Annotated in this window: 19 protein-coding genes; 2 read left to right on the top strand and 17 right to left on the bottom strand. The window is 73.5% G+C overall.

The window, feature by feature from the left end:
* Positions 1-46 precede the first annotated feature (46 nt).
* The 5 genes from ftsZ to murG all read right to left on the bottom strand — a co-directional run bounded on the left by ftsZ (position 47) and on the right by murG (position 5505).
* Positions 47-1378 carry a cell division protein FtsZ gene (gene ftsZ / locus ACFP3R_RS24435; protein ID WP_380638725.1) on the bottom strand — a complete coding sequence of 444 codons (1332 nt, stop codon included), beginning with the start codon at positions 1376-1378 and terminating at the stop codon, positions 47-49.
* Between the two features lie 208 nt (positions 1379-1586).
* Positions 1587-2093 carry a DinB family protein gene (locus ACFP3R_RS24440; protein WP_380638802.1) on the bottom strand — a complete coding sequence of 169 codons (507 nt, stop codon included), beginning with the start codon at positions 2091-2093 and terminating at the stop codon, positions 1587-1589.
* 85 nt (positions 2094-2178) lie between these two features.
* The gene (locus ACFP3R_RS24445) at positions 2179-2913 is read right to left on the bottom strand and encodes a cell division protein FtsQ/DivIB (protein WP_380638726.1); all 735 of its coding nucleotides are present in this window, start codon (positions 2911-2913) and stop codon (positions 2179-2181) included.
* A complete protein-coding gene (gene murC, locus ACFP3R_RS24450) occupies positions 2910-4388 on the bottom strand; it encodes a UDP-N-acetylmuramate--L-alanine ligase (protein ID WP_380638727.1) in 1479 nt (492 codons plus the stop codon). The genes ACFP3R_RS24445 and murC overlap by 4 nt, the downstream gene beginning before the upstream one ends.
* A 46-nt stretch (positions 4389-4434) precedes the next feature.
* Positions 4435-5505 carry an undecaprenyldiphospho-muramoylpentapeptide beta-N-acetylglucosaminyltransferase gene (gene murG / locus ACFP3R_RS24455; RefSeq protein ID WP_380638728.1) on the bottom strand — a complete coding sequence of 357 codons (1071 nt, stop codon included), beginning with the start codon at positions 5503-5505 and terminating at the stop codon, positions 4435-4437.
* A gap of 155 nt (positions 5506-5660) precedes the next feature.
* Between murG and ACFP3R_RS24460 the strand changes: the two genes are divergently transcribed.
* Complete coding sequence (locus tag ACFP3R_RS24460) at positions 5661-6251, top strand: RNA polymerase sigma factor (protein ID WP_380638729.1); 591 nt, start codon at positions 5661-5663, stop codon at positions 6249-6251.
* Positions 6248-6784, top strand: coding sequence for a hypothetical protein (locus ACFP3R_RS24465; protein ID WP_380638730.1), 537 nt, complete (start codon positions 6248-6250; stop codon positions 6782-6784). The genes ACFP3R_RS24460 and ACFP3R_RS24465 overlap by 4 nt, the downstream gene beginning before the upstream one ends.
* 357 nt (positions 6785-7141) lie before the next feature.
* Here ACFP3R_RS24465 and ACFP3R_RS24470 read toward each other — a convergent pair whose 3' ends face one another.
* The 12 genes from ACFP3R_RS24470 to rsmH all read right to left on the bottom strand — a co-directional run bounded on the left by ACFP3R_RS24470 (position 7142) and on the right by rsmH (position 20279).
* Entirely contained in the window at positions 7142-7768 is a 627-nt protein-coding gene (locus ACFP3R_RS24470; protein ID WP_380638731.1) for a hypothetical protein, read from the bottom strand.
* A gap of 346 nt (positions 7769-8114) precedes the next feature.
* Positions 8115-9560, bottom strand: coding sequence for a putative lipid II flippase FtsW (ftsW, locus tag ACFP3R_RS24475; protein ID WP_380638732.1), 1446 nt, complete (start codon positions 9558-9560; stop codon positions 8115-8117).
* A gap of 81 nt (positions 9561-9641) precedes the next feature.
* Positions 9642-10082: an Imm1 family immunity protein gene (locus ACFP3R_RS24480; RefSeq protein ID WP_380638733.1), complete on the bottom strand. Its 441-nt coding sequence runs from the start codon at positions 10080-10082 to the stop codon at positions 9642-9644.
* Entirely contained in the window at positions 10079-10408 is a 330-nt protein-coding gene (locus tag ACFP3R_RS24485) for a DddA-like double-stranded DNA deaminase toxin (RefSeq protein WP_380638734.1), read from the bottom strand. Before ACFP3R_RS24485 ends, ACFP3R_RS24480 begins: the two co-directional genes overlap by 4 nt.
* Positions 10326-10754: a hypothetical protein gene (locus ACFP3R_RS24490; RefSeq protein ID WP_380638810.1), complete on the bottom strand. Its 429-nt coding sequence runs from the start codon at positions 10752-10754 to the stop codon at positions 10326-10328. Before ACFP3R_RS24490 ends, ACFP3R_RS24485 begins: the two co-directional genes overlap by 83 nt.
* 215 nt (positions 10755-10969) lie before the next feature.
* Entirely contained in the window at positions 10970-12352 is a 1383-nt protein-coding gene (gene murD, locus ACFP3R_RS24495; protein ID WP_380638735.1) for a UDP-N-acetylmuramoyl-L-alanine--D-glutamate ligase, read from the bottom strand.
* A 4-nt stretch (positions 12353-12356) separates the two neighbouring features.
* Positions 12357-13445, bottom strand: coding sequence for a phospho-N-acetylmuramoyl-pentapeptide-transferase (mraY, locus tag ACFP3R_RS24500; RefSeq protein WP_380638736.1), 1089 nt, complete (start codon positions 13443-13445; stop codon positions 12357-12359).
* Entirely contained in the window at positions 13442-14902 is a 1461-nt protein-coding gene (locus ACFP3R_RS24505) for a UDP-N-acetylmuramoyl-tripeptide--D-alanyl-D-alanine ligase (RefSeq protein WP_380638737.1), read from the bottom strand. The genes mraY and ACFP3R_RS24505 overlap by 4 nt, the downstream gene beginning before the upstream one ends.
* A complete protein-coding gene (locus ACFP3R_RS24510; RefSeq protein WP_380638738.1) occupies positions 14899-16428 on the bottom strand; it encodes a UDP-N-acetylmuramoyl-L-alanyl-D-glutamate--2,6-diaminopimelate ligase in 1530 nt (509 codons plus the stop codon). Before ACFP3R_RS24510 ends, ACFP3R_RS24505 begins: the two co-directional genes overlap by 4 nt.
* A 268-nt stretch (positions 16429-16696) precedes the next feature.
* Positions 16697-18589, bottom strand: a complete 1893-nt coding sequence (locus ACFP3R_RS24515; protein WP_380638739.1) for a peptidoglycan D,D-transpeptidase FtsI family protein — start codon at positions 18587-18589, stop codon at positions 16697-16699.
* The gene (gene ftsL / locus ACFP3R_RS24520) at positions 18589-19290 is read right to left on the bottom strand and encodes a cell division protein FtsL (protein ID WP_380638740.1); all 702 of its coding nucleotides are present in this window, start codon (positions 19288-19290) and stop codon (positions 18589-18591) included. The genes ACFP3R_RS24515 and ftsL overlap by 1 nt, the downstream gene beginning before the upstream one ends.
* Complete coding sequence (gene rsmH, locus ACFP3R_RS24525; protein ID WP_380638741.1) at positions 19287-20279, bottom strand: 16S rRNA (cytosine(1402)-N(4))-methyltransferase RsmH; 993 nt, start codon at positions 20277-20279, stop codon at positions 19287-19289. Before rsmH ends, ftsL begins: the two co-directional genes overlap by 4 nt.
* Between the last annotated feature and the right edge of the window lie 2 nt (positions 20280-20281).

Consider the following 20281-nt stretch of genomic DNA (forward strand, 5'->3'; position numbering starts at 1 on the left):
CCCGGGACGGTGTCCCGGGGGCCCTCGAACGCAGAACTGGGTGAGGTCAGCGCCGCATGAAGGGCGGGACGTCGACCTCGTCGTCCGGGTCGTCGGTGACCGGGACGGCCCGGTTGGGGAGGCTGCCGCTGGTCGGCAGGCCGGGCGACAGGGTGCGCGGCACGGACGGCTGCGCCGGCGAGGCGTAGGGCGAGCCGTTGCCCTGGGACTGCGGCTGCTGGGGCACGGTCGGCCGCTGCTGGACGACCTGGGTGTGCTCCACGGGCTGCTGCACCTGCTGGACCGGCTGCACGGCGGGCACGGTGGGCTGGGCCATCGGCGGGGGCTGCTGGGGCTGGGGCACCGACAGCTCACCCGCCGTCGCCGAGGCGACCGGGTTGCCGCGCTGCGGGGCGGCCAGGACCTGCGGCTCCAGCTTCTTGTGGGTCGGACCGCCGCTGTCGAAGCCGGCCGCGATCACCGTGACCCGCACCTCGTCGCCGAGCGAGTCGTCGATGACCGTGCCGAAGATGATGTTCGCGTCCGGGTGCGCCGCCTCCTGCACCAGCGACGCGGACTCGTTGATCTCGAACAGGCCCAGGTCGCTGCCGCCCGCGATCGACAGCAGCACGCCGTGGGCGCCCTCCATCGACGCCTCCAGCAGCGGCGAGTTGATCGCCTTCTGGGCGGCCGTCACCGCCCGGCCCTCGCCGCGCGCCGAACCGATGCCCATCAACGCGCTGCCCGCCCCGGACATGACCGACTTCACGTCGGCGAAGTCGAGGTTGATCAGACCGGGGGTGGTGATCAGGTCGGTGATGCCCTGGACACCGGACAGCAGCACCTCGTCCGCCGAGCGGAACGCGTCCATCAGCGACACCCCGATGTCACCCAGCTGGAGCAGCCGGTCGTTCGGGATCACGATGAGCGTGTCGCACTCGTTGCGCAGGGCCTGGATGCCCTCCTCGGCCTGCTTCGCGCGCCGCTTGCCCTCGAACGAGAACGGCCGCGTCACCACGCCGATCGTCAGCGCGCCGAGCTTGCGCGCGATCGAGGCCACGACGGGCGCGCCGCCGGTGCCCGTGCCACCGCCCTCGCCGGCGGTGACGAACACCATGTCCGCGCCCTTGAGGACCTCCTCGATCTCTTCCCTGTGGTCCTCGGCGGCCTTGTGGCCCACCTCGGGGTTGGCGCCGGCCCCGAGGCCGCGGGTCAGTTCGCGGCCGATGTCGAGCTTCACGTCGGCGTCAGACATCAGCAGAGCCTGGGCGTCGGTGTTCACCGCGATGAACTCGACGCCCTTGAGCCCGACCTCGATCATCCGGTTCACGGCGTTCACGCCGCCACCGCCGATGCCGACGACCTTTATCACCGCGAGGTAGTTGTGCGGGGGCGTCATCGGTCCGCCTTCCTGATCGTGTCCGTGCTCATGTGCTGGAGTGGATGACCACCGGTGTCACACCCGGACGGATCACCACCCGGATTGAAACTCTCAACCAGAGGTGGAGAGTTATGTCAACCCCGTATGTTCCTGCTGGACGTTATGCATCGGGAATGCCTCGGTCCAGCAGCCACGCCGTGTCGTCTCCTGACCGGGTGAGCGGTCACTACTCCCCCGTTGCCCCGTCGAGCAGTTCCCGGACCGCGTCCAGGTGCCCCGCGTGCCGACCCGTTTCCTCGATCATGTGGATCAGCACCCAGCGCGCGGGAAGCCGACCCCCGCGGAACGCCACCTCGTGGTCGAGGTCGAGCCCCGCGGCGACCTCCCGGCTCACCGCACACTCCGCAGCGTAGTCGGCGAGCAGACCGGAGATCGTCTCGCCCGGCTCGACGCGCCAATCCGCGTCCGGGTCCTCCAGCGTGTAGGGCGCCTCGCTCGGCTGTCCGGACAGCACCACGCGGAACCAGTGGTTCTCCACCCAGCGCAGGTGCTTGACCACCCCCGCGGCGGTGGTGAGCTGCGACGGGAGCACCGGGCGCCGCGCCTGCTCGTCCGACAGGCCCGCGCACTTGAACTCGATCGTCCCGCGCAGGAAGTCCAGGAACGCGTTCAGCAGGGTCCGCTCGTCCCCCGTGAACGGCACCTCGACGCGGTGGTCCTCCGTCTTCCCCATCACACCCGCAGTATCGCCGCCCGCCGCGCCCGGCGTGGCGGAATCGACCGGGTGCGCCGGTGTGGCGGGGTTCACCACGGGCACGTCACGACACCGTCGGCAGCTGCGGGCTGGAGACGTCGAACACGGACCCGTCCCGGGTCAGCAGGACGTCCAGCACGGCGGCCTTGCGCGGCGTGTCGTCCGCGGAGCCCCAGCGGACCTCGCGGCCGGCGCTCAGGGTCAGCCGCACGCCCGAGGGCGAGTCGGCGGAGACCACCAGCACCTCGCTGCGCAGCGCCTCGGGCAGCTGCGTCACCACGCCCACGACGGCGGTCAGCGCGTCGCCGGACGCCTTCAGCTCGGGCAGCCCGGCGGGCGGCTGCGCCACGGTCGCGTAGTCCCGGCCGGTGGCGTCCACCAGGTGCGCGCCGTCGGGCCCGGTGACCACGCCGACCGGGTCGCGCTCGTCCACGGTGAGCCGCACCACGCCGGGCAGGACGCGCTCCACCCGCACGTCGGCCACGCGCGGCAGGGCGCGCACGCGCGCGGCCACCTCCCCGCCGTCCACCCGGGCCAGCGGGGTGCCGGGCCGGATCGCGGCGGCCTCGACGACCTGCGCGGACGTCATCTCCACCACCCCGCGCACCTGGACCTCGCGGACGCCGAGCGCGGGGGTGAACCACACCGTGCACACGGTGGCCGTGACGACCACCAGGACCAGCACCGCCACCAGCCTCCGGCGCAGCACCGTGCGCCGGGACGGGGGGCGGGCGGGGCCGCGGGACGGGCGCCGCCGCGGCGCGGGCCGCGGGCGGCGACGCGCCGTCTTCGTGCTCACCTTCCGTCCAGCTCCCCGATGATCTCCGGCCCGAGCACGGTCACGTCGCCCGCGCCCATGGTGACGACCACGTCGCCGTCCCCGACCAGGCCCGCGACCAGCGCGGGCACCCGGTCGAACGACGGCTCGTAGTGCACCTTGCCGGCCGCCAGCGGCACGCGCTCGGCGACCAGGCCGCCGGTGACGCCCGGCTGCGGGTCCTCGCGCGCGCCGTACACGTCGAGCACGACCACCTCGTCCGCCAGGGCGAGCGCGGCGCCGAACCCGTCGGCGAACAGGCGGGTCCGCGAGTACAGGTGGGGCTGGAACACCACGACCAGCCTGCCCTCGCCGGCCAGCGGGCGGGCGGCGGTGAGCTGGGCGGCCACCTCGGTGGGGTGGTGGGCGTAGTCGTCGTACACGCGCACGCCCGCGGCGCGGCCCTTGTACTCGAACCGCCGGCGCACCCCGCCGAACGCGGCCAGGCCCTCCAGCACGCCCTCCTGGTCGGCGCCCAGCTCCAGCGCGGCCAGCAGCGCCGCGACGGCGTTGCCGGCCATGTGCTCGCCGGGGACCGCGACCCGCACGTCGACGACCCGCACGTCCGGCGCGTCGGAGTCCTGGGCGTCAACGGTCTGGGTGTCAACCGCCTGGGCGCCGGCGGCCTGCGCGGCCGGGACGCCGGTCAGCTCCACCCGGACCAGGCCGCCGCCCTCGTCCGGCCGGTGGTCGACGAGCCGGGCCGAGCCCGGACCGTCCGCCGCGCGGCCGTAGGGGCGGACGCGGATGCCCAGCTTCGCGGCCCGCTCGGCCAGCGCCGACGCGCCCGGGTCGTCCACGCAGGCCACCAGCACGCCGCCCGGCTCGATCCGCTCCAGGAACGAGTCGAACGCGCCCACGTACGCCTCAAGGGTGCCGTGGTGGTCCAGGTGGTCGGCCTCCACGTTGGTCACCACCGCGACCGAGGGCGAGAAGAACAGGAACGAGCCGTCGCTCTCGTCGGCCTCGGCGACGAACACGCCGCCGGCGCCCTGGTGGGCGTTCGCGCCCGACTCGTTCAGGTCGCCGCCGATGGCGAACGACGGGTCCATCCGGCAGTGCTGGAGCGCCACGGTGAGCATCGACGTGGTGGACGTCTTGCCGTGCGTGCCGGCGACGCAGGCCACCCGGTGGCCCGCCATCAGCGCGGCCAGCGCCTCCGCCCGCCGCAGCACCGCCACCCCGCGCTCGCGCGCCGCGACCAGCTCCGGGTTGTCCTCCCGGATCGCGGTGGACACCACGACCGCGGTCGGCCCACCGGGCAGCTGGTCGAGGTGCGCGCCGTCGTGGCCGACCGCCACGGCCGCGCCCTGCGCCCGCAGCGCCAGCACCGTGCGCGAGTCCTTGGCGTCCGAACCGGACACCCGCGCCCCGCGCGCGAGCAGGATGCGGGCGATGCCGCTCATGCCCGCGCCCCCGATCCCGACCAGGTGCACCCGCTCCAACACGTCGCTCACCGCGTCCTCCCCCTCGCGCCCGAACGGCGACCGCCGACCGGATCCGTCACTTCCGGACCACCTCCAGCACGATGCGGGCCAGCACCTCGTCGGCCTCGCGGTGCCCGGTGCTCAACGTCGCCGAGGTCATCGCGGCCAGCCGGTCGCGGTCGGCGACCAGCGGCACCACGTTCGCCGCGACCCACTCCGGGGTCAGGTTCTCGTCCGGCACCAGCAGGCCGCCGCCCACCGACACCACGGGGCCGGCGTTGAGCGCCTGCTCGCCGTTGCCGTGCGGCAGCGGCACGAACACCGCCGGCAGGCCGACCGCCGACACCTCGGCCACGGTCATCGCGCCCGACCGGCACAGCACCGCGTCCGCGGCGGCGTAGGCCAGGTCCATCCGCTCCAGGTAGGGCACCGGCACGTACGGCGGCGCGCCCGGCACCGACTGCACGGCCACGGTGTTCTTCGGGCCGTGCGCGTGCAGCACGCCGATCCCGGCCCGCGCGAACGCGGGCGCGGCGGCGGACACCGCGTTGTTGATCGACCGCGCGCCCTGGGAGCCGCCGAACACCAGCAGCACCGGCGCGGTGGGGTGCAGGCCGAACTGGGCGCGGGCCCGTTGCCGCAGCGCGGCCCGGTCCAGCGTGGTGATCGAGTGGCGCAGCGGGATGCCGATGATCTCGGCGTCGGTCAGGCCCGAGTCGGGCACGGCGGCCGCGACCCGCTCGGCGAACTTCGCGCCGACCTTGTTCGCCAGGCCGGCCTTGGCGTTGGCCTCGTGCACCACGATCGGCACCCGGCCGCGCGCGGCGAGGTAGGCGGGCAGGGCCACGTAGCCGCCGAAGCCGACGACCACGTCCGCGCGCACGCGCTCCAGCACGTCACGGGTCAGCTTCACCGCGCCGCGCACCCGCAGCGGCAGCTTGAGCAGGTCCGGTGACGGCTTGCGCGGCATCGGCACCGGCGGGATCAGCTCCAGCGGGTAGCCGCGGGCGGGTACGAGCCTGCTCTCCAGGCCCCGCTCGGTGCCGAGCGCGACCACGCGCGCGTCGGGCCGCAGCCGCATCACCGCGTCGGCCAGGGCCAGGGCTGGCTCGATGTGCCCGGCGGTGCCGCCTCCGGCGACCACCACGCACGGACCGTTGGGGACAAGCCGATCGCCGGACAGGGGAACCTCCAGGGCTGCGGGATCTCGTCGGGATCTCGTCCACTCGACGCGCCGAGCCTAGCAACGGCACCATCCGGGACCGGGTGGAACCGCACCGCGCCGAGCGGACATGAGTGGACATGGACCCAGTCGAGCCCGTCGAGAACGACGAGGCGCTGTGGCGCCGGGCCGCCGCGGGCGACGCGGCGGGCATGGGCGCGCTGTTCCGGCGGCACGCGAACGCCGTCTACAACCACTGCTTCCGGCGCACCGGGAACTGGAGCACCGCCGAGGACCTGACCTCGGTGGTGTTCCTGGAGGCGTGGCGGCAGCGGAGCAGGTTGCGGCCGTCGGCCACCGGTTCGGTGCTGCCGTGGCTGCTGGGCATCGCGACCAACGTGGTGCGCAACCACGTGCGGGCGCTGGGGCGGTACGAGCGCGCGCTGGCCCGGCTGCCCCCGCTCGCGGACGAGGCGGACCCGGCCGACGTGGCCGCGCTCCGCGTGGACGCGGAGGTGGAGATGGCCTCGATCCTGCCCGCCTACCACCGGCTGCGCCGCGAGGAGCAGGACGTGCTGGCGCTGTGCGCGTGGTCGGGCCTGAGCTACGAGGACGCCTCGATCGCCCTGGCGGTCCCCGTCGGCACCGTCCGCTCCCGGCTCAACCGGGCCCGCCGGCACCTGCGCGAGCTGCTCGACCGGCCCGCCACCTTGGAAAAGGAGTTGCGATGACCGAGCCCTTCGACCAGATCCCCATGGCACCGCACCGGCTCGACGCCCGAGGCAGGCACCTGGTGGCCGAGGTCGCCGAGCGGTCCGCGACGGGTCGCCGCGCCGTCCGGTGGGCGGTGCCCGGAGCGGTGGTGCTGTGCGCACTGACCGGCGGGGTGGCCGTGGCGGCCTACGTGGCGGCCCGGCCGGCCACCGTCCGCGAGCAGGTCCGCTGCTACACCGAGGCCGACGTCGGGGGGCACCGCGGCGACGCGGTGGGCGTCACCCTGGAGGGCCGGCCCGCCGACGTCGCCGACGAGGCGGTGTCCCTGTGCGCCGAACTGTGGGGGTTGGGCGCGCTGACCGCCGGCCCGGCCTCGGCCCAGGTGGCGCCGCAGGAGCACGACCCCAAGGCGGGTCCGCCCGTCGCGAAGCACGCGGTCCCCGCACTGGTGGCCTGCGTGGTGTCGGACGGGGTGGCCGGGGTGTTCCCCGGCGGTCCCGACCTCTGCCGGCGGCTCGGCCTGCCGGAGCTGCGGGAACTCGACGGCTGACCGGCACGCGTCGGGGTGGCCCCGGGGAACCGTCCGGGGCACCCCGCGTTCGCCCTCCCGGACATTTGGCGGAATGGTCGGAAAAAAACCGACGGCACCTGGCGACACCATTGCCGGCCCCCTCGACCGACGTGGGGACCGGACTGACGGAGGAATAATCACATTGACGTCCGAACTAATTCCAGCACACGAGAAAAGTGACCGGCGCCGACGGGTTCCGGCCACCGCCTGTCGGAACCCGAGAAATTCCGATGTCGATTGATCGGACACGAGGCGACCTCCGGGGGAATTCCCCCGGAGGTCGCCCGGGATCACCGGATCGACGAAGGAACGCTCACGCGGGCAGCGCCCCGCCGGTCACGACCAGTAGATGCACTCGGCGCGGTCGTTGGCGACGCCGAGATCGGCGGCGAAGGGCCCCCACCAAGGGGGGATCGTCGGGTAGATCCGGACGGTGCAGCCCGGGTCGTCGAACAGCGCCTGCCAGCAGCCGGAGTAACCCTGGAAGGACCTGATGTTGTTGTTCCAGTTGATCCCGCCGCTGGGCACGAAGTTCGGCAGCGGGGCGACGAAGTACTCGGGCGGGTCGACCGGACCGTCGCAGCCGACGTCGGGCCCGTTGACGGTCAGCGAGTGGCTGCCGTAGTTCGCCAGGTAGTACTGGATGCCGATAACGGCCAGCGCGCCAGGGCCACCACCGTTGATCCGGGCCGTCACGTCCGGGTCCTTGACGGCGGTGAGCACGTCGGACGGCGCGTCGGTCACCCGGCCGCCCGTGGCGAAGGCGATCGACTCGGTGATGGTGGCGAAACAGTCCACAGCCTTGGTCGTCACGGAGATGACGCAGTGCGTGCCCTGCGCCGCGGAGGCCGCGGGCTTGCCCTCGCCCGCGGAGGCCGTCGGGGCGTACACCACCCAGGCCAGACCGAACACCAGCCCGGCGAACGCGGCCGTGATCCTCTTTCTTCGGTTCGTCGTCTGCATGATTTTCTCACTCCCAAGCATTCAGCGGAAAGAATTGGGGAGAACAGAGCAAGAAGAACGATCACCGCCTGCCACCAACAGGCAGAACGGCACCGGAACACCGGCTGAATGACCCCCGACCCCAACTTCCGGCGCGACAATTATCGGCGGTCTTTATCGACCTCCGAAATAGTCCGATCAGGTCGAAGAATTGTCGGCGAATCACTCAATCGGCACGGAACCCAACCTAGACATAGGATGATGGGATACATCCGGGCGCCGTTTTACGCGGTATGTGCGGCAAAGCCCCATCGATGCAGAAGCGCATTCCGGCGAACGCGCGGCGATCCCTCCGCCGAAAGCGGCGTCAGCGCCCGTCGCGGCGGCGCGACCGCACGTCCCGGTCCTGACCGGCCTTGCGGGACTCGCGCCGGCGGTACTCCGACGGCGGAGCGTGCCGGCCGGCCATCCGCCTCTCGTCCACCGGCGGCGGCGCGGCCTTGCGCCCGCGGGGCGGCGTGGAGGGCCGGGACGGGCGGCGGCGGGGCGGCGGCTTGTACGCCTCGGGCGCGGGCAGCTTCAGCACCCCGCCGACCCGGCCGGGACCGAGCGAGCGCAGCGCGGCCACCGCTTCCGGCTCGTGGCGGGCGCAACTGGCCAGGATGGCGAACACGACCATGGTCGTGACCACCGACGTCCCGCCGGAGGAGATCATCGGCAGCGTGATGCCGGTGACCGGGAGCAACTGCACCACGTACCCGATGTTGATCGCGGCCTGCGCGACCAGCCACACGGTCAGCGTCGCGGACACCATGCGGATCCACGGGTCGGTGTTGCGCGCGGCGATCCGCAGTCCCACCACGGCGAGCAGGCCGAACAGCCCCAGCACCAGCAGGCAGCCGATGAAGCCCAGCTCCTCGCCGATGACCGCGAAGATGAAGTCGCTGTGCACGTTGGGCAGGTAGCGCCACTTGGAGCTGCCGTTGGTCAGGCCCTTGCCGAAGAACCCGCCCTCGGCCAGCGCGTACAGCGCCTGGAGCGCCTGGAGGCCGCCGCCGGTCGGGTCGTCCTCCGGGTTGAGGAACGACTGGAGGCGGTCCAGCCGGTAGGCGGCGGTGATCGCCAGCACCACCGCGCCGCTCACCGCGGCGATGACCAGGACGCCGAACAGCCGCATCGGCGCGCCCACGAACCAGAGCAGGCTCATCAGCACGACGCCGAGGGTGATCGTGCCGGTGAGGTCGGGTTGCAGCATCACCAGCGCGAACAGCAGCAGGGCCACCGGCACCACCGGCACCAGCAGGTGCCGGTACTGGTTGAGCAGGGCCCGCTTGGTGACCAGCACGTGCGCGCCCCACAGCGCCAGCGCGAGCTTGGCGGGCTCGATCGGCTGGAGCGAGACGGGCCCGACCTTGAACCAGGACTGGGTGCCGTTGATGGACGTGCCCAGCGGCGTGAGCACCAGGCCGAGCAGGACGATGCTGACGAGCATGGCCATGGTGCTGCCGTGCCGGACGGTGCGCAGCGGGATGCGCAGCACCACCAGGAAGATCACCGCGCCCACGCCCACGTAGAGCAGCTGCTTCTTGAAGACGCTGAACGCCGACTCGCCCACCGCCACCGCGTCGGGCGCGGACGCCGACAGGACCATGATCAGGCCGATCGCGGTCAACATGCCGAAGATCGCGAGCAGCAGGTGGAAGTCCGCGAGCGGGCGGCCGAGCCACGCGGTCAACGACGTGCGCACCGCCACCGCACGACCCGCCCGCCGCGACCCACCCGCACGGGCGGGCCGCTGTTCCACCGCAGTCATGACCCCATCGTCTCCCGGACCACACCGGGGAAGCCGCTGATTCGCGGCGTGTCGCCCAAGGCGACCACGATCACGACCGGCTCAGTCGCCCAGCGCGTCCCGCCACCCGACCGACGCGGGGCGCGCGGCCGTGACCCGGAACTCCTCGACCACCTCGACCAGGGTGGCCAGGTCCACACCGGCGCCGGCCGGGAAGTGGCCGCCCGTGGTCGTGTGCCACTCGGGGGACCCGGGGTCGCCGACGAGCTGGTCCACCCCACCGGGACCGAGGTACTCCACGTACCCGAACCCGCTGCTCCCGACGGCGACGACGACCCGGTGGTCAGGCGCGCTCCCGCCGGTCAGCGAGCTGGTCTTGAGCGGCCGCGCCGAGTGGACGAGCAGCGCTTCGCTGGTGTCCGGCCGCGCCAGGCGCGCCACCAGCTCCTCCACGTCCGACCGGGCGGTCAGGACGACCTCGTGGACCTCCGCGTGCCGGATCGTGCCCGGTTCGAGGTCGGTCCACCGAACCTGGACTGTCATCTGGGTCGCCTGCCTCGGTACGTGACTCGTGTTCCGTCGTCCTCAACCACCGTCAGTGTCGTGCCTTCTTGGAGGAGGAACGGCAAGAGCTTGTCACAGGTGTACGGGTAGCCCGCGGTGATCGGGTCCCGTCCGCACACCTTGCGGCCCATGACGACCACCTCATCGCCGGGTGGCCGGTCGAGCAAGCGGAAAGCGATCTTGACCTCGACGTGGCGTGCGAGGACGGACAGCTCCGGCCAGTCAGCGGGGGAACTCCCGCCGCAGGAACCGTTCAGCCCGTTGTTGCCAACTGTTCGGATCACTGTCCCGACCGCTGAGCACACGTGTGCGACTGCCGTCCGGGTGAAGCCACCAACCGGCTGCTCGTGCCCCGCGCACGCCGGGGCGCAGCTCTCGACGCACGGCTCGAACGCGGTCCTCGGCCGCAGGTGGCAGTGCGCCGTCGCCCACCACCGCCACCACCCTGGCCAGGACCACATCGATCCCGGCACGGAGTCGGGCGCATTCGTCCAGAAGTTCCGCGTTGTCCCGGCGGGCTTCGGCGAAGGTGGCGGCGACCTGCTCGTACCGTGACCGGCTGGTGCCCGCGACAGCTGCGACGAGGGTGGTGTGGACGCCCTCCAGCAGGTCGGCCGACTCACCGAGCAGGACGATGACCCGGTCGACCACCGCCAGGACGCGCCGCAGCGCGCCCGCTACCGACTCAGACGTGGGAACAGCCGAGCCACGCGGTCAACGACGTGCGCACCGCCACCGCACGACCCGCCCGCCGCGACCCACCCGCACGGGCGGGCCGCTGTTCCACCGCAGTCATGACCCCATCGTCTCCCGGACCACACCGGGGAAGCCGCTGATTCGCGGCGTGTCGCCCAAGGCGACCACGATCACGACCGGCTGGGGCCCCCGCTGCGCGGCGGCACGGCCAGCTCCCGCACCGCCTCGGCGAACGCGTGACCCCGGTGGGCGTAGTCGGTGAACATGTCCATCGACGCCGCCGCCGGCGCGAGCAGCACCGCGTCACCGGGCCGCGCCATGGACCTGGCCGCCCGCACCGCGTCCACCATGGTCGCGTCGTCGAGCACGGCCAGCGGCACGGACGGCGCGCGGCGGTGCAGCGCCTCGGCGATCACCTCGCGGTCGGCGCCGATGAGCACCGCGCCGCGCAACCGGTGGGCCTGGGCCCGGACCAGCTCCTCCACCGAGGCCCCCTTGAGCAGCCCGCCGGCGATCCACACGACGCTGTCGTGGGCCCGCAGCGACGCCTCCGCCGCGTGCGGGTTGGTGGCCTTGGAGTCGTTGACGTAGACGACCCCGCCGACCTCCGCCACCAGCTCCGCGCGGTGGGCGCCGGGCCGGAAGCCGCGCAGGCCGGCGGCCACCGCCTCGACCGGCACGCCGTGCGCCCGCGCCAGCGCGGCGGCGGCCAGCGCGTCGGCCACCCCGGGCGGGCCGGTGGGGCGGACCTCGTCGACGCCGAGCAGCACCGCGCCCGGTCCGAACGCCCGGTCCACCAACTGCCCGTCGAGCACGCCGAGCTGGCCCTCCGCCGGCTCACCGAGGGTGAACCCGACGCGGGTGCGGGCGGGCGCGCGGGACAGCAGGCGGGACACCACCGGGTCGTCCGCGTTGCCCACCGCGACCTCGCCGGTGAGGACGCCCGCCTTGGCCGCGGCGTACTCCTCGAAGCCGCCGTGCCAGTCCAGGTGGTCCTCCGCCAGGTTGAGCAGCACACCGGCGAACGGCCGCACGGACGGCGACCAGTGCAGCTGGAAGCTCGACAGCTCGACCGCCAGCACCCGGTGACCCGCCAGCAGCGCGTCCACCACGGGCAGGCCGACGTTGCCGCACGCCACGGCGTCGATGCCGGCCGCGTGCAGCACCGACTCCAGCATCCCGACCGTGGTCGTCTTGCCGTTGGTGCCGGTCACCGCGAGCCACGCGGGCGGGTCGGCCAGCTCCAGGCCCATCCGCCAGGCCAGCTCGACCTCGCCGATCACCTCGACGCCTGCCCCGGCCGCCGCCGTGAACAGCGGGCCGCCGGGTCGCCAGCCGGGACTGGTCACCACCAGGTCGACGCCGGCGGGCGGCGCGTCCAGGCCCGGCACCAGGGCGACCCCGGGCGTCAGCTGCCCCAGCGCGTCGAGGCGGTCGGCGGACGCGTCGGTCACCGTGACCGAGGCCCCCGCCGCCAGCAGCGCCTCCACCACGGACCGACCGGTGACACCGGCGCCGGCGACCAGGACGTCGCGGCCGGCCAGGAAACCCATGCGCTCAGCTCCCGACCGCGGTCAGCCACTCGCTGTAGAACAGGCCCAGGCCGAGCATGCAGCACATGCCCGCGAGCAGCCAGAACCGGATGATCACCGTGGTTTCCGCCCACCCGGCGAGTTCGAAGTGGTGGTGGAACGGCGCCATGCGGAACAACCGCCGTCGCGACGTGCGGAACACCGCGACCTGGAGCACCACCGACAGCGCCTCCACCACGAACAGGCCGCCGATGACGACCATCAGCAGCTCGGTGCGGGTGGTGATGGACAGGCCGGCCACCAGGCCGCCCAGCGCCAGCGAGCCCGTGTCGCCCATGAAGATCTTGGCGGGCGCGGCGTTCCACCACAGGAAGCCGATGCAGCCCGCCATCGCGGCGGCGGCGACCAGCGCGAGGTCCAGCGGGTCGCGCACGTCGTAGCAGCCGGCCACGAGCAGGTTGGAGCAGTTGTAGCGGAACTGCCAGAAGCTGATCACCACGTAGGTGCCCAGCACCATGGCCGACGTGCCGCCCGCCAGGCCGTCGAGGCCGTCGGTCAGGTTGACCGCGTTGGACCAGGCGCTGATCGCGGCGTAGCAGAACACCACGAAGCCGACGATGCCGAACGACACCACGGTGATGTCGCGCACGAACGAGAGGTTCACCGAGGCGGGCGTGATCCCGTCCCGGTTCGGGAACTGGACGACCAGCACGGCGAAGATGATCGTGGCGATGAACTGGCCGACGAGCTTCGCGGTCTTGTTCAGGCCCAGGTTGCGCTGCTTGCGGATCTTGATGAAGTCGTCGAGGAAGCCGACGACGCCCAGCGAGGTGGTCAGCATCAGCACCAGCAGGCCGGACGCGCTGGGCGTCTGGTCCTGCGCGGACGCCGACATCGAGTTGACCAGGTGCGCGCCGAGGTAGCCGGCCCACATCGCGATCAGGATCGCGACGCCACCCATGGTCGGCGTGCCGCGCTTGGTCTTGTGGTGCTGCGGGCCCTCCTCGCGGATCTCCTGCCCGAAGCCCTGCCGCGAGAAGATCTTGATCAGGTACGGCGTCAGCATGATCGACGTGATCAGGGCGATGGCCGCCGCGATCAGGATGCTCTTCACTTGCTGACCGCCTCCAGGAGGGCCTCGGCAACCCGCCACAGGCCGTATGAGTTGGATGCCTTCACGAGCACGACGTCACCCGGTCGCACCTCGTCGCGCAGCAGCTCCGCGGCCGCCGCCACGTCCGGCACCAGAATCGCTTCTTCTCCCCATGATCCTTCCAGGTGCGCGCCCTGGCGCATCGCGCGGGCGTCCTCGCCGACGACGACCAGCTTGTTGATGTCCAGGCGGACCGCGAGCCTGCCGATCTCGTCGTGCGCGCGGACGTGGTCCGCGCCGAGCTCCGCCATCGGACCCAGCACCGCCCAGCTGCGGCGGGCCGGTGAGGTGGCGCGGGAGATGGTGGCCAGCGCCTTGAGCGCCGCGCGCACCGACTCCGGGTTGGCGTTGTACGCGTCGTTGACGACCGTCACGCCGTCGGGGCGTTCGGAGACCTCCATGCGGTGCGCGGAGACGCGCTCGGCCCGACCGAGGGCTTCGGCGACCTGCTGCGGGTCGGCGCCGAGCTCCAGCGCGATCGCGGCGGCGGTGAGCGCGTTGCCGACCTGGTGCGGGCCGTGCAGGGCGAGCCGGACGGGGGCCTCGCCCTGGGGCGTGACCAGCGTGAACGAGGCGCGGGCCTGCTCGTCCAGGGTGACGTCGGCGGCGCGGACCGCGGCCCGGGGGCTCTCCCCGACCAGGACGACCCGGGCCCTGGTGCGCGAGGCCATGCCGGCCACGAGCGGGTCGTCGGCGTTCAGCACGGCCACGCCGTCCTCGGGCAGGGCCTCGACCAGCTCGCCCTTGGCCCGCGCGATGCCCTCGCGGGAGCCGAACTCCCCGAGGTGGGCGCTGCCGACGTTGAGCACCGCGCCGACGCGCGGCGGGGCGACCTCGCACAGCCCGGCGATGTGGCCGCGGCCGCGCGCGCTCAGCTCCAGCACCAGGAACCGGGTGCCCGGGGTGGCGCGCAGCGCGGTCCACGGGTGCCCGAGCTCGTTGTTGAACGACCCGGGCGGCGCGATGGTCTCGCCCAGCGGGGTCAGCACCTGCGCGATGAGGTCCTTGGTGGAGGTCTTGCCGGACGAGCCGGTCACGCCGACCACGGTCAGGTCGGGCAGCCGGTCGACGACGTGGCGGGCGAGCCTGGCCAGCGCGGCGAGCACCGCCGCGCCCGCGCCGTCGGCGTCGCCGGACAGCACGTAGGCGTTGCCGCCGGTGCCGGTGACCGGCGGCGCGATGACGGCGGGCGCGTCGACCGGGCGGGCCGCGAGCACGCCGGCCGCACCCGCCGCGACGGCGCGCGCGGCGAAGTCGTGGCCGTCGACGCGCTCGCCCGGCAGGGCCAGGAACAGCCCGCCCGGGGTCACCTTCCGCGTGTCGAACTCGACGGAGCCGGTCACGACCTCGTCGCCGGTGGCGTTGTGCAGCGTGCCGCCGACGACCTCGGCGATCTCGGCCAGGCTGAGCTGGATCACTTGGTGGTCTCCCGGATCGCGGTGGCCAGCGCTTCGACGTCGGAGAAGGGGTGGACCACCCCGGCGACCTCCTGGCCGGTCTCGTGGCCCTTGCCCGCGACCACGACGACGTCGCCGGCGCGCGCGAGGGACACGGCGTGCTCCACGGCGCCGCGGCGGTCGCCGATCTCGACGACCTCGCCGCGCTCGGCGTCGGGCACGGCGAGCGCCCCGCGCAGCACGGCCGCCCGGATCTCCGCCGGGTCCTCGCCGCGCGGGTTGTCGTCGGTCACGACGAGCACGTCGCTGCGCCGGGCCGCCTCCTCGCCCATCAGGGGCCGCTTGGCGGCGTCGCGGTCGCCGCCGCACCCGAGCACGGTGATGACGCGGCCGGCGGTGCGGGCGCGCACGGCCTGGAGGGCGAGCGCGACGGCGGCGGGCTTGTGGGAGTAGTCGACCACGGCGGTGAAGTCCTGGCCCTCGTCCACGCGCTGCATCCGGCCCGGCACCTGGACGTCCCGCAGGCCCCGCCGGACGGCGTCGAGGGGCACGCCCCTGGCGTGCAGGCAGGCGATGGCCAGCAGCGCGTTGGCCACGTTGAAGTCGCCGGGCAGCCGCAGCTCGACGTCGAGGGTCGCGCCGCCGGGGCCGTGCGCGGTGAACGACTGCTCGCCGGTGGGGGTGACGGCGACGTCCGAGGCGGTCCAGTGGGCGTCGCGGGTGGTGGCCACCGTGACGGTGTGCTCCTTGACCAGCCGGGGCGCCCACTCCCCGTCCACGCAGACGACCTCGACCCGCGCCCGGCCGTCGAACAGCCGGGCCTTGGTCCGGAAGTAGTCCTCCATGTCCGGGTGGAAGTCCAGGTGGTCCTGGGAGAGGTTGGTGAACGCGCCGACCGCGAACCCGACGCCGCCGACGCGGCCGAGGCCGAGCGCGTGGCTGGAGACCTCCATGGTCACGTCGGTGGTGCCGCGCTCGTGCATGACGGCCAGCAGCGCCTGGAGGTCCGGCGCCTCGGGCGTGGTGAGCGCGCTGTCGAGCCGGTCGGCGCCGATGCGGGTCTCGACCGTGCCGATGAGGCCGGTGGCCCGCCCGGCGGCCCGCAGCGCCGACTCGATCATGTAGGTGGTGGTGGTCTTGCCGGACGTGCCCGTGACGCCCCAGACGTCGAGCCGGGCGGACGGGTCGCCGTAGACGCGGGAGGCCAGCGCGCCGAGCACGGCGCGCGGGTCGGGGTGCACCAGCACCGGCAGCCCGCTCACCCTCCCCGCGCCGGCCGCGTCGGTCAGGACCGCGACCGCACCGCCGGCCGCTGCTCGGTCGGCGAAGTCGGCGCCGTGGGCCCGGGTGCCGGGCAGGGCGGCGAACAGGTCGCCCGCGCGCACGTGCTGGGCGCGCAGCGTCACACCGGTGACCTGGACGTGGGCCTGGTCCGGTGCGGTCAGGTGGGCGTCGACGGCGGCGGCGAGCTCCGCCACGGCCACGGGCTGGGTGCGGGAAGGGCGAGGCGGGGCGGTCGCGACCTTGCCCTGGAGCTTGGCAGGCACGCGCGGAAGGCTACCGGCGCACGCAGAGTGGTCGTGCGGCACGTCCACTCCGGACCCGCTCCCGACCTCCCGCACCCCACCGAACCGCGCGAGTCGAACACCCGGGACCACCGTGTCGAACGCTCAGGACCGGTGAGTTCCGCGTTCAGGTCCGGCGGACGGGGTCCGGGACGAACCCGGGTGTTGAACTCGGGGGTCCCGAGTGTTCGACACGGTGGTTCCGAGTGTTCGACACGGTCGGTCTGAGTGTTCGACTCGCGCGGGGGGGTCAGAGGATCAGGGGGACTACCGGGGTCTGCTCCGCCGACATCGGCACCTGGTAGCGCTGCGCCAGGTAGGAGGCGATGTCGTGGAACAGCGGCGCGGCCGACTGCTGGCCCCTGGTCGGCCGGTCCAGCATGATGCCGACCACGAACCGCGGGTTGTCGGCGGGGAAGATGCCCGCGAACGTCACCCAGTAGTCGCTGTAGGAGTAGCACCGGCAGGTGGGGTCGACCTGCTGCGCGGTCCCGGTCTTGCCGCTGACCTGGTAACCGGGCAGCGCCGCCGACGGGCCGGTCCCGGTCTGCTGCGGCGTGTCCTCCTGGACCACCGCCCGGAACATGTCGCGCACGGTCTTCGCCGTCTGCGGCGAGATTACCTGCACGCCCTCCGGCCTCGGCGTCTCCTTGCGCGTGCCGTCCGCCGACACCTCGGCCCGGATGATCCGGGGCGGGATGCGCACGCCGTCGTTGGCGATCGCCTGGTACATGCCGGTCATCTGGAGCAGCGTCAGGTTCAGGCCCTGGCCGATCGGCAGGTTGCCGAACGTCGAGCCGGACCACTGGTTGCGCGGCGGCACGTAGCCGGCCTCCTCGCCGGGCAGGCCCGACCCGGTCCGCTGGCCCAGGCCGAACTTGCGCAGCATCTCGGCGAACCGGTCCTGGCCGACCTGCTGGGCGGTCATCAGCGTGCCCACGTTGGAGGACTTGGCGAACACGCCGGTGAACGTCATGTCCTGGAGCTCGTGGTCCACCGCGTCCTTGATCACCCGGTCCGCGACCTTGATCTGGCCGTCGACCTGGAGCACGCTGTCCGGCTGGTAGACGCCGTCCTCGATGGCCGCCGCCGCGGTGACCACCTTGTTCACCGAGCCCGGCTCGAACACCGACGAGACCGCGGTGTTGCGCAGCTCCGCGTCGGTGGCCCGGCCGAAGTCGGCGGGGTCGAACGTCTTGTCGTTGGCCATCGCCAGGACCTCGCCGGTCCGGATGTCCAGCACCGTCGCGGACCCGGTGCGCGAGGCCGTATCCCGGGTGTAGTCGGTGACGAGCCGCTGCAACGCGTACTGCGTGTCCACGTCGAGCGTGAGCTCCAGGCTCTTGCCCGGGGTGGCGGCCGCCAGCTCGCGCGAGCGGTCGGGGCCCGGGATCACCACGTCGTCGTTGCCCTGCATGGTGTCGACGACGCGCCGCCCGTTGCTGCCCGCCAGCAGGTTGTCCTGCGAGTTCTCCAGCCCGATCAGGCCGTGGGTGGCGGGCGGCTCCTCGTTCTTGCGCCAGTTCGCCGCGCCGATGATGTTCGACGCCAGCTCGCCGTTGGGGTACACGCGCACCGCCCGGTACTCCGAGCCGATGTCGAGGTACTTGTCCGTGATCAGCGCCGCCTTGGCCGGGTCGACGTTGTCGACCAGCTCGACGTAGGTGGTGTCCAGGGACAGCTTGGCGAACATCGTGTCGCGGTCGGTCTTCTGGCCGTTGACCCGCGTGCCCAGGGCCTTCTCGATGTCCTCGGCGATGGTCGCGATGCGCTGCTCGAAGCTGCCGATCCTGGGCGTCTTCTCCAGCGCCTTGCCCCACTCGACGCGCATCCGGCGCGGCACGGCGTACAGGGCGCGGGCCTCGACGCTGAACGCGAGCTGGTTGCCGTTGCGGTCGAGGATCGACCCGCGCTCGGCGGGGATGTCGATGGGCGTGGCGCGCTGCTGCTCGGCCTGCGCGGACAGCGCGTCGGCCTGGAAGCCCTGCACGTGCACCAGCTTCAGGCCCGCCGCGACCAGCGCGCCGATCAGCAGGAACCGGCCCACCGCGAGCCGGACCCGGCTGTTGCCCCGCCGCTTGGGCGCGGAGCCGCGCACCGACAGCGGGCGCCGCACGGGTCTGTCCCGACTCGGACCCGGCATCAACGACCTCCCGCTACCGGCTGTTCGGCGGGCGGTGGCCCGCCCTGCTGCTGTCGCCCCTGGTCGGGCGGGGTCTGCTGCCCCTCGCCGGCGGGGGGCGTGGCCGTCGTGGTGGGCACGGACGGCGTGGTGGGCGGCGTGCCCGGGGGTGCCGTGGACGCCGCCGTGGCCGGCGCGGTGGACGCCGCCGTGGACCGGGTGGTGGGCGGTGGCGGCGGCTCGACCGCGGACGGCGTGCCGTGCACCTCCACCGTCCCGTCCGCCAGCCGGCGCAGCCGGGCCGGGTCGCCCGCCGGGACCAGCCCCAGCTCCGCCGCGGTGGCGGCCAGCTCCAGCGGCGACTCCGCCAGGGCCACCTCCCGGCGCAGCTGCTCGACCTGCCTGGCCAGCCCCGTCTCCTCGGCCCGCGCGTCCTGGAGCCGGTAGGAGTCCGCGGTCGCCTGCGTGGACAGCCACATGATCGCCGTGATGCCCAGGCCGAGCACGACCATCACCATCACCACGAACGGGGCCTTGGGCGCGGGCGCGGACTGCCGCGTCACCGCGCGGCCGCGCCGGGGCGAGGAGCGCTGCGCCCGCCGCGCGTAGGCGCGCTCGACGGCCGCCGAGCGGCGGCGCTCGGCCGGCACCGCGCGCAACGCGCGCTCGCGCGGCTTGGCTGGGTACGGCGACGAGCCGCCGGTCCGTGCCGGTGCGGTCACGTCGCCTCCCGGATCCGTTCCGCCGCCCGCAGCCGGACCGGGGCGGCCCTCGGGTTGTCCTCGATCTCCTGCTCCGTGGCCTGCTCCGCGCCGCGCGTCACCAGCCGCAGCTGCGGCGTGTGGCCGGGCAGCTCGACGGGCAGGTCCAGGGGGGTGGTGGAGGTGGCCAGCTCCGCGAACGCGCGCTTGACCATCCGGTCCTCCAGGGACTGGTAGGACTCCACGACGATCCGCCCGCCCACGGCCAGCACCGACAGCGCCGCGGGCAGCGCGAGCCGCAACGACTCCAGCTCCTCGTTGACCTCGATGCGCAGCGCCTGGAACGTCCGCTTGGCCGGGTGGCCGCCGGTGCGGCGGGTCGCGGCGGGCACGGCCGCGTAGAGCAGCTCGACCAGCCGGCCGCTGGTGGTGAACGGCTCCTTGGCGCGCTCCCGCACCACGGCCGCGGCGATCTTGCGGGCGAACCGCTCCTCGCCGTGGTCGCGCAGGACCCTGGCCAGGTCGTCGGCGGAGTAGGTGTTGAGCACGTCGGCCGCGGTCGGCCCGGCGCCGGCGCTCATCCGCATGTCCAGCGGGGCGTCCCTGGAGTAGGCGAAGCCGCGCTCTTCCGCGTCGAGCTGGAGCGAGGACACGCCGAGGTCCATCAGGATCCCGTCGACCCGCTTGCCCTCGACCGCCTCGGCGATGCCGTCGTAGGTGGTCTGCACGAGCGTGACCCGGTCGCCGAACGGCGCCAGCCGCTCCCGGGCCAGCGCGATGGCCTGCGGGTCCCGGTCGAGGCCGACGAGCCGCACCCGCGGGTGGGCGCGCAGCACCGCCTCGGAGTGCCCGCCCAGGCCGAGCGTGCAATCCACGAACAACGCGTCCCGATCGGCCAGCGCGGGGGCCAGCAGGCCGAGGACCCGGTCGAGCAGCACCGGCACGTGCCGCGCCCGCTCCACCACGAACCCTCCCTGGATGACTCCCCCTCCTCGCGTTGCGCCCTGCATGT

The organism is Saccharothrix lopnurensis (assembly GCF_042658445.1).
In the GTDB taxonomy this organism is placed as follows: domain Bacteria; phylum Actinomycetota; class Actinomycetes; order Mycobacteriales; family Pseudonocardiaceae; genus Actinosynnema; species Actinosynnema lopnurensis.

What these genes read in the sequence shown, in the direction of transcription:
- ftsZ (WP_380638725.1), bottom strand. Translation starts at nt 1,378, where the DNA reads ATGACGCCCCCGCACAACTACCTCGCGGTGATAAAGGTCGTCGGCATC.
- ACFP3R_RS24440 (WP_380638802.1), bottom strand. Translation starts at nt 2,093, where the DNA reads ATGGGGAAGACGGAGGACCACCGCGTCGAGGTGCCGTTCACGGGGGAC.
- ACFP3R_RS24460 (WP_380638729.1), top strand. Translation starts at nt 5,661, where the DNA reads ATGGACCCAGTCGAGCCCGTCGAGAACGACGAGGCGCTGTGGCGCCGG.
- ACFP3R_RS24465 (WP_380638730.1), top strand. Translation starts at nt 6,248, where the DNA reads ATGACCGAGCCCTTCGACCAGATCCCCATGGCACCGCACCGGCTCGAC.
- ACFP3R_RS24470 (WP_380638731.1), bottom strand. Translation starts at nt 7,768, where the DNA reads ATGCAGACGACGAACCGAAGAAAGAGGATCACGGCCGCGTTCGCCGGG.
- ftsW (WP_380638732.1), bottom strand. Translation starts at nt 9,560, where the DNA reads ATGACTGCGGTGGAACAGCGGCCCGCCCGTGCGGGTGGGTCGCGGCGG.
- ACFP3R_RS24480 (WP_380638733.1), bottom strand. Translation starts at nt 10,082, where the DNA reads ATGACAGTCCAGGTTCGGTGGACCGACCTCGAACCGGGCACGATCCGG.
- murD (WP_380638735.1), bottom strand. Translation starts at nt 12,352, where the DNA reads ATGGGTTTCCTGGCCGGCCGCGACGTCCTGGTCGCCGGCGCCGGTGTC.
- ACFP3R_RS24515 (WP_380638739.1), bottom strand. Translation starts at nt 18,589, where the DNA reads ATGCCGGGTCCGAGTCGGGACAGACCCGTGCGGCGCCCGCTGTCGGTG.
- rsmH (WP_380638741.1), bottom strand. Translation starts at nt 20,279, where the DNA reads ATGCAGGGCGCAACGCGAGGAGGGGGAGTCATCCAGGGAGGGTTCGTG.